Origin of the sequence: Prevotella sp. P4-67 (genome assembly GCF_002251325.1) — a bacterium.
In the GTDB taxonomy this organism is placed as follows: Bacteria; Bacteroidota; Bacteroidia; order Bacteroidales; family Bacteroidaceae; genus Prevotella.
In genome coordinates this window covers 1-8,904 of the sequence record NZ_NPJL01000017.1, presented here as the reverse complement: position 1 = coordinate 8,904, position 8,904 = coordinate 1, and the positions used below count along the sequence as shown (strand labels likewise).

6 protein-coding genes are annotated in these 8,904 nt (G+C 58.2%); all 6 read left to right on the top strand.

Annotated features, from left to right (window positions below; all coding sequences use genetic code 11):
- Positions 1-630, top strand: a 630-nt coding sequence (locus tag CIK92_RS02835) for an OmpA family protein (RefSeq protein WP_158214720.1), incomplete at its 5' end; no start/stop codon positions are given.
- A gap of 27 nt (positions 631-657) precedes the next feature.
- A complete protein-coding gene (locus tag CIK92_RS02830) occupies positions 658-2,412 on the top strand; it encodes a hypothetical protein (RefSeq protein ID WP_144289314.1) in 1,755 nt (584 codons plus the stop codon).
- A gap of 134 nt (positions 2,413-2,546) precedes the next feature.
- Positions 2,547-3,842 (top strand): OmpA family protein, encoded by a 1,296-nt coding sequence (locus CIK92_RS02825; RefSeq protein ID WP_094388095.1) that lies wholly within the window; start codon positions 2,547-2,549, stop codon positions 3,840-3,842.
- A 27-nt stretch (positions 3,843-3,869) separates the two neighbouring features.
- On the top strand, positions 3,870-5,624 hold the full coding sequence (locus tag CIK92_RS02820) for a hypothetical protein (RefSeq protein ID WP_144289314.1): 1,755 nt from the start codon (positions 3,870-3,872) through the stop codon (positions 5,622-5,624).
- 94 nt (positions 5,625-5,718) lie between these two features.
- A complete protein-coding gene (locus CIK92_RS02815) occupies positions 5,719-7,062 on the top strand; it encodes an OmpA family protein (RefSeq protein ID WP_094388093.1) in 1,344 nt (447 codons plus the stop codon).
- Between the two features lie 23 nt (positions 7,063-7,085).
- Positions 7,086-8,810: a hypothetical protein gene (locus CIK92_RS02810; RefSeq protein WP_144289313.1), complete on the top strand. Its 1,725-nt coding sequence runs from the start codon at positions 7,086-7,088 to the stop codon at positions 8,808-8,810.
- Positions 8,811-8,904: the final 94 nt, after the last annotated feature.

Below are 8,904 nucleotides of genomic sequence, written 5' to 3'. Positions count from 1 at the left end.
GTGAGCCGACGCTTCACCCTGGGCGTGAAGGGCGAGATGGACTGGCTGCTCAACCGGCAGGACATCGCCCCCAAGCACTACATCTACGCCCTCGCCACCGTGCGCTACAACTTCGTGCAGAGCCGCGCACGCAAGTTGCGCGACTTCTACGGCAACGAGATGAGCGCGCTCAACGACCGCAACAACGCCCTGCGCCAGGAAGCAGCCGATGCCAAGGCACGCGCCGACCGCGAAGCCTACCTGCGAGAGCAGGCTGAGCGGGACAAGGCGGGCCTGAAGCGACAGCTCGACGACTGCGAGCGCAGCCGCCAGAGCGCTGTCGAGGAGCCGGGACACTATGTGCAGTTTGCGCACAACAGCTCGACCTTGAGCCGTGAAGAGACCGACCGTCTGCGTGCCTTTGCCCGCAGCGTCAAGGGCACCCGGCTCACCATCGTCGCCGAAGCCAGCACGCCCGGCACCGCCGAGTACAACCAGGCCATCTCCGAGCGCCGCCTCAAGCGCGTGGTCAAGGTGCTGCTCAAGGAGGGCTTTGCCCCCGAAGACCTGCACCCGCAGACCGCCATCGGCGCACAGAACGGCAAGGCCAACTATGAGGGCCGCAGAGTGACTATCACCATAAAGAAGTAGAATATAAACCCAAAAACACAAATAACTATGAGAGTATTGAAATCTATCATGTTGGCCGGCGCCATGCTGCTGGCAACACCCGTCTTCTTCAGCTCCTGCGAGGAAGACGCGACAAACCTGAAGTACAAGATGGAGGTAACCGTGGTCAACGACTTCACCAAGGTGGTGGAGGCCATCAACAACGGAGCCCTCAAGAACGAGCAGGCCATCAACCAGCTCAAGCAGGCCATCGACCAGATGAACGCCGACCAGAAGACCAAGATGCAGGCGATCATCGCCGCCATCAATGCGGTCAACAACACCCTCGACACCAAGCTCGCCGTCATCGAGGCTGCCATCAAGGCGCAGACCCTCTCCATGGACAGCAAGATGGAACTCCTCAAGGGCGTCATCGAGGCACAGTCTGCCTCTCTCGAACTCAAGTTGGGTGCCATCGAGACCGCTATGAATGAGCAGACCCTCGCCCTCGAGGCAAAGATGGACCTCATCCACGACATCATCGGCGACCAGACCGCTGCGCTCGAACTCAAGATAGGGGCCATCGAGGCTGCCATCAAGGCGCAGACCCTCTCGATGGAGGCAAAGATGGACCTCATCCACGACATCATCGCCGCGCAGACCTCTGCCCTCGAACTCAAGCTCGCCGCCATCGAGACTGCCATGAAGGAAGAGTCGATAGCCCTGGCAGACAAGCTCGCGCTCGTCGAGCAAGCCATCAAGGACCAGACCACCAACTTCGACACCAAGATGGAGCTGCTCACCACAGCCATCACCAGCATGCCCGACTATAGCGCCAAGCTCGCTGCCATCGAGACTGCCATCAGCAATGTGCCCGACTATGCTACCCAGCTCGCTGCCATCAAGGCGGTGATGAATGGCATCAACACCACGCTCACCGACAAGCTGGCGCTGCTCGAGGGTATCAACGACGCCATCACCGACAATGCTGCCAAGCTCGCTGCCATCAAGGCGGTCATCGACGCGCTGCCCGACTACAGTACCGCGTTTGCCAGCATCAAGACCGAGATAGCCAACCTGCTGCAGGCTGTCAAGGACGGCACCACCAGCACCGAGACTGCACTGGCTGCCATAGCCGCCAAAATCGAGGAGATGAAGGCTGCCGGCGGAGTAAGCGGCGGAGGCACCACAGGTGGTGGCACTGGCACCGAGAAGATTGTCCCAAAGGACTTTGTAGACCTCGGTCTGCCCAGCGGACTGCTGTGGGCGAAATGCAACATCGGCGCTGCCACTGAGAATGAAACCGGCGGCTACTTTTCTTGGGGTGAGACTGCTCCTAAGACGAAATTTGGCTACGGTAAATACAAATTCTGGAATGGTTCTACGTTCACCAAGTACAACTGGAGTGACAATCTGATGGAACTCCAGCCCGAAGATGACGCTGCCACCGTCATTCTCGGTCCCTGGTGTCATACGCCGACCAAAGCTGAATGGGAAGAACTGATTGAGAAATGCACCTGGGAAGCCACGAAGGTGACGATGCCGGGGACAACTGAGCCTGTAGTGGCATACTGGAAGGTAACAGGACCCAACGGAAACCATATCATCTTGCCTTCCACTGGATATTACTGGGATGATGGTTTACATTTTAGCTGGTCTTTCTATAATTCATCTACATTGAAAGAGGTGGACACTGTCTGTTCATTAGGATGGGACCATAGTGGGGTAACTGAAGAACTTGGTGTCTCGTATGATCATCCCACAATAGCAAGGGGTTCCCGCAAGGCTGGCTACGTGATACGTGCCGTGTGCAGCACCAAGTAAGCTGACAAGAGAGAATGGTAATATAATATAGGTATAAGTCATTCCCGCCGGCCCCGGTGCTGGCGGGGGTGCAAACGACAAAACAGAATACAAGATGAACACAAGACCGACCAACGCGCCCATGCCGCTCTCGGGTGGCCGATGGGCAAGAGCCGCGCTCAGCCTGTGGCTCGTGGTGCTCGCCGTCTCGGGGTCAAGGCGCAGACCGAGGCCGTGCCCACCCCCCGCGCGACAGCAACCAGGAGCTGCGCACCCATACCTGGAGCGTCTATGCCCAGGGTGGACTGTCGTGGGCCACTGGAGTGTGGTACTCCAACCACGATGCCAAGAAGAGTTACAAACTGGCGCCCGCCGTGGGTGGCGGTGTCGACTTCACCATCCGCCCCTGGGTGCGTGTTGGCGCCGACTATCTCTGGATGCGCTACCGCCGAGAGCAGCGCTTCTCGGTGCTCGACCAGACCGCGTCGCCAGCCAAGACCTATGGCAACTATCTCATGAACACACACAACGCGAAGCTCGGCGTGCAGTTCAACGTCATGGAGCTGTGGAGCACCCGCAAGGCGCAGTGGCTCAACATCTGGGTGGGCACCGGCATCGGGGGAACCCTCGCCCGTGGCACTGAGTACGGCATGTGGGTGGGCAACACCATCACCCAGGGTACCACCACCACGCCCGTCACCAGCGACATCAGCATCAGCAACGACGCCACCGTGACCGTCACCGGCAATGTGCTGGCAGCCAACCGCCACGAGAAGTTCCGCAAGCTCTACATCCCCGCCACGCTACACGTCGAGGCCGACGTGAGCCGACGCTTCACCCTGGGCGTGAAGGGCGAGATGGACTGGCTGCTCAACCGGCAGGACATCGCCCCCAAGCACTACATCTACGCCCTCGCCACCGTGCGCTACAACTTCGTGCAGAGCCGCGCACGCAAGTTGCGCGACTTCTACGGCAACGAGATGAGCGCGCTCAACGACCGCAACAACGCCCTGCGCCAGGAAGCAGCCGATGCCAAGGCACGCGCCGACCGCGAAGCCTACCTGCGAGAGCAGGCTGAGCGGGACAAGGCGGGCCTGAAGCGACAGCTCGACGACTGCGAGCGCAGCCGCCAGACTGCTGTCGACGAGCCGGGACACTATGTACAGTTTGCGCACAACAGCTCGACCTTGAGCCGTGAAGAGACCATCCGTCTGCGTGCCTTTGCCCGCAGCGTCAGGGGCACCCGGCTCACCATCGTCGCCGAGGCCAGCACGCCCGGCACCGCCGAGTACAACCAGGCCATCTCCGAGCGCCGCCTCAAGCGCGTGGTCAAGGTGCTGCTCAAGGAGGGCTTTGCCCCCGAAGACCTGCACCCGCAGACCGCCATCGGCGCACAGAACGGCAAGGCCAACTATGAGGGCCGCAGAGTGACTATCACCATAAAGAAGTAGAATATAAACCCAAAAACACAAATAACTATGAGAGTATTGAAATCTATCATGTTGGCCGGCGCCATGCTGCTGGCAACACCCGTCTTCTTCAGCTCCTGCGAGGAAGACGCGACAAACCTGAAGTACAAGATGGAGGTAACCGTGGTCAACGACTTCACCAAGGTGGTGGAGGCCATCAACAACGGAGCCCTCAAGAACGAGCAGGCCATCAACCAGCTCAAGCAGGCCATCGACCAGATGAACGCCGACCAGAAGACCAAGATGCAGGCGATCATCGCCGCCATCAATGCGGTCAACAACACCCTCGACACCAAGCTCGCCGTCATCGAGGCTGCCATCAAGGCGCAGACCCTCTCCATGGACAGCAAGATGGAACTCCTCAAGGGCGTCATCGAGGCACAGTCTGCCTCTCTCGAACTCAAGTTGGGTGCCATCGAGACCGCTATGAATGAGCAGACCCTCGCCCTCGAGGCAAAGATGGACCTCATCCACGACATCATCGGCGACCAGACCGCTGCGCTCGAACTCAAGATAGGGGCCATCGAGGCTGCCATCAAGGCGCAGACCCTCTCGATGGAGGCAAAGATGGACCTCATCCACGACATCATCGCCGCGCAGACCTCTGCCCTCGAACTCAAGCTCGCCGCCATCGAGACTGCCATGAAGGAAGAGTCGATAGCCCTGGCAGACAAGCTCGCGCTCGTCGAGCAAGCCATCAAGGACCAGACCACCAACTTCGACACCAAGATGGAGCTGCTCACCACAGCCATCACCAGCATGCCCGACTATAGCGCCAAGCTCGCTGCCATCGAGACTGCCATCAGCAATGTGCCCGACTATGCTACCCAGCTCGCTGCCATCAAGGCGGTGATGAATGGCATCAACACCACGCTCACCGACAAGCTGGCGCTGCTCGAGGGTATCAACGACGCCATCACCGACAATGCTGCCAAGCTCGCTGCCATCAAGGCGGTCATCGACGCGCTGCCCGACTACAGTACCGCGTTTGCCAGCATCAAGACCGAGATAGCCAACCTGCTGCAGGCTGTCAAGGACGGCACCACCAGCACCGAGACTGCACTGGCTGCCATAGCCGCCAAAATCGAGGAGATGAAGGCTGCCGGCGGAGTAAGCGGCGGAGGCACCACAGGTGGTGGCACTGGCACCGAGAAGATTGTCCCAAAGGACTTTGTAGACCTCGGTCTGCCCAGCGGACTGCTGTGGGCGAAATGCAACATCGGCGCTGCCACTGAGAATGAAACCGGCGGCTACTTTTCTTGGGGTGAGACTGCTCCTAAGACGAAATTTGGCTACGGTAAATACAAATTCTGGAATGGTTCTACGTTCACCAAGTACAACTGGAGTGACAATCTGATGGAACTCCAGCCCGAAGATGACGCTGCCACCGTCATTCTCGGTCCCTGGTGTCATACGCCGACCAAAGCTGAATGGGAAGAACTGATTGAGAAATGCACCTGGGAAGCCACGAAGGTGACGATGCCGGGGACAACTGAGCCTGTAGTGGCATACTGGAAGGTAACAGGACCCAACGGAAACCATATCATCTTGCCTTCCACTGGATATTACTGGGATGATGGTTTACATTTTAGCTGGTCTTTCTATAATTCATCTACATTGAAAGAGGTGGACACTGTCTGTTCATTAGGATGGGACCATAGTGGGGTAACTGAAGAACTTGGTGTCTCGTATGATCATCCCACAATAGCAAGGGGTTCCCGCAAGGCTGGCTACGTGATACGTGCCGTGTGCAGCACCAAGTAAGCTGACAAGAGAGAATGGTAATATAATATAGGTATAAGTCATTCCCGCCGGCCCCGGTGCTGGCGGGGGTGCAAACGACAAAACAGAATACAAGATGAAAGCAATACTGAACAACCCGCTCATCACGCTATGCAGTGGCAGATGGGCAAGAATAGGGCTCAGCCTGATGCTCACTTCGCTTGCAGTGGTCGGCGCCAACGCGCAGACAGCGGGCGAGGGCGTGGCACAACCGCCGCGCGACAGCAACCAGGAGCTGCGCACCCATACCTGGAGCGTCTATGCCCAGGGTGGACTGTCGTGGGCCACTGGAGTGTGGTACTCCAACCACGATGCCAAGAAGAGTTACAAACTGGCGCCCGCCGTGGGTGGCGGTGTCGACTTCACCATCCGCCCCTGGGTGCGTGTTGGCGCCGACTACCTCTGGATGCGCTACCGCCGTGAGCAGCGCTTCTCGGTGCTCGACCAGACCGCGTCGCCCGCCAAGACCTATGGCAACTATCTCATGAACACACACAACGCGAAGCTCGGCGTGCAGTTCAACTTCATGGAGCTGTGGAGCACACGCAAGGCGCAGTGGCTCAACATCTGGGTGGGCACCGGCATCGGTGGAACCCTCGCCCGTGGCACTGAGTACGGCATGTGGGTGGGCAACACCATCACCCAGGGTACCACCACCACGCCCGTCACCAGCGACATCAGCATCAGCAACGACGCCACCGTGACCGTCACAGGCAATGTGCTGGCTGCCAACCGCCACGAGAAGTTCCGCAAGCTCTACATCCCCGCCACGCTACACATCGAGGCCGATGTGAGCCGACGCTTCACCCTGGGCGTGAAGGGCGAGATGGACTGGCTGCTCAACCGGCAGGACATCGCCCCCAAGCACTACATCTACGCCCTCGCCACCGTGCGCTACAACTTCGTGCAGAGCCGCGCACGCAAGTTGCGCGACTTCTACGGCAACGAGATGAGCGCGCTCAACGACCGCAACAACGCCCTGCGCCAGGAAGCAGCCGATGCCAAGGCACGCGCCGACCGCGAAGCCTATCTGCGAGAGCAGGCTGAGCGGGACAAGGCGGGCCTGAAGCGACTGCTCGATGACTGCGAGCGCAGCCGCCAGAGCGCTGTCGAGGAGCCGGGACACTATGTGCAGTTTGCGCACAACAGCTCGACCTTGAGCCGTGAAGAGACCGACCGTCTGCGTGCCTTTGCCCGCAGCGTCAAGGGCACCCGGCTCACCATCGTCGCCGAAGCCAGCACGCCCGGCACCGCCGAGTACAACCAGGCCATCTCCGAGCGCCGCCTCAAGCGCGTGGTCAAGGTGCTGCTCAAGGAGGGCTTTGCCCCCGAAGACCTGCACCCGCAGACCGCCATCGGCGCACAGAACGGCAAGGCCAACTATGAGGGCCGCAGAGTAACCATCACCGTAAAGAAATAACAAAACTAAAAACACATACAACTATGAGAGTAATGAAATCTATCCTGTTGGCCGGCGCGCTGCTGCTGGCAACACCAGTGTTCTTCAGTGCATGTCAGGAAGACGCTCCCGAAATAGACTATGAGATGAAAGTCACAGTGGTCAACGACTTCACCAAGGTGGTCGAGGCCATCAACAACGGCGCCCTCAAGAACGAGCAGGCCATCAACCAGCTCAAGCAGGCCATCGACCAGATGAACGCCGACCAGCAGACCAAGTTGCAGGCTATCATCGACGCCGTCAACGCAGTCAACAACACGCTCGACGCCAAGCTCGCCGTCATCGAGGCTGCCATCAAGGCGCAGACCCTCTCCATGGAGGCTAAGATGGATCTCCTCAAGGGCGTAATAGCCGCCCAGACCACCTCGCTCGAGACCAAGTTGGGCGCCATCGAGGCTGCCATCAAGGCGCAGACACTCTCGGTAGAGGCTAAGATGGACCTCATCCACGACATCATCGACGCCCAGACCACCGCCCTCGAGCTCAAGATAGCTGCCATCGAGGCTGCCGTCAAGGCGCAGACCCTCTCGATGGAGGCAAAGATGGACCTCATCCACGACATCATCGCCTCGCAGACCTCTGCCCTTGAGCTCAAGCTCGCTGCCATCGAGACTGCCATGAAGGAAGAGTCGATAGCCCTGGCAGACAAGCTCGCACTCATCGAGAAGGCCATCAAGGACCAGGCCACAAACTTCGACACCAAGATGGAACTGCTCACCACTGCCGTGACCAGCATACCCGACTATAGAGACAAGCTGGCTGCCATCGAGACCGCCATCAACAATGTGCCCGACTATGCTACCCAGCTCGCTGCCATCGAGGCGGTGTTGAGCAATGTCAACAGCACGCTCACCGACAAGCTGGCACTGCTCGAGTCTATCGAGACTGCCATCACCGAAAGCGGCAACAAGCTCGCAGCCATCAAGGCGGTCATCGACGCTCTGCCCGACTACACTGCCGAGTTTACCAACATCAAGACCGAGATAGCCAACCTGCTGCAGGCTGTCAAGGACGGCACCACCAGCAAGGAGGCTGCCATCGCTGCCATCGCTGCCAAAATCGAGGAGCTCAAGGCTGCAGGAGGCATCACCGGCGGAGGCACCACAGGTGGTGGCACTGCCACAGAGACCATGGAGTATGTAGACCTCGGACTGCCAAGTGGAAAGAAGTGGTCGAAGAAATACCTCGGCGCCGAGACCGCTGCAGATAAAGGCGACTACTATGCCTGGGGCGAGACCTCGCCTAAGAATATTGGAGACTTTACGAACGAGAAGTACGGACTGCTTGACGGCGGTTGGGGCGAATTCAGAAGATATCATGGGAAAGACGGCTGGAAACAGCTCATGCCTTACGATGACGCAGCCACAGCAAGGCTCGGCAATAAATGGCATATCCCCACAGTCACAGAGGTAAAGGAATTGTTCAATAATTGTACAGCTAAGGAGATAACGCTGAACGGGCAGCCTGGCATTGCCCTGGTATCTAAGATTAACAACAACTACATCTTCTTCAGAAATAATGGTAGTATTTCCGGTGACAAATGGTATCGTACAAACTGCTGCCTTTGTTGGACGGCAGACTTATACAAGGACGATGTTAAAATTGCTGAGGTATTCAATATTTTTATAAGAGGAGATAAAATCTTTACTGAGACGGGTTGGTCCAGCACCCGTTCCACTGGAAAGAACATTCGCCCGATATACTATTAAGCATAGCCGCATCAATACATTTTTCATAATTAACCCATAGGTCGTTCCCGTCAGTCCAAGTGCTGGCGGGAATGATTGTGTTTAGGCTAAGACC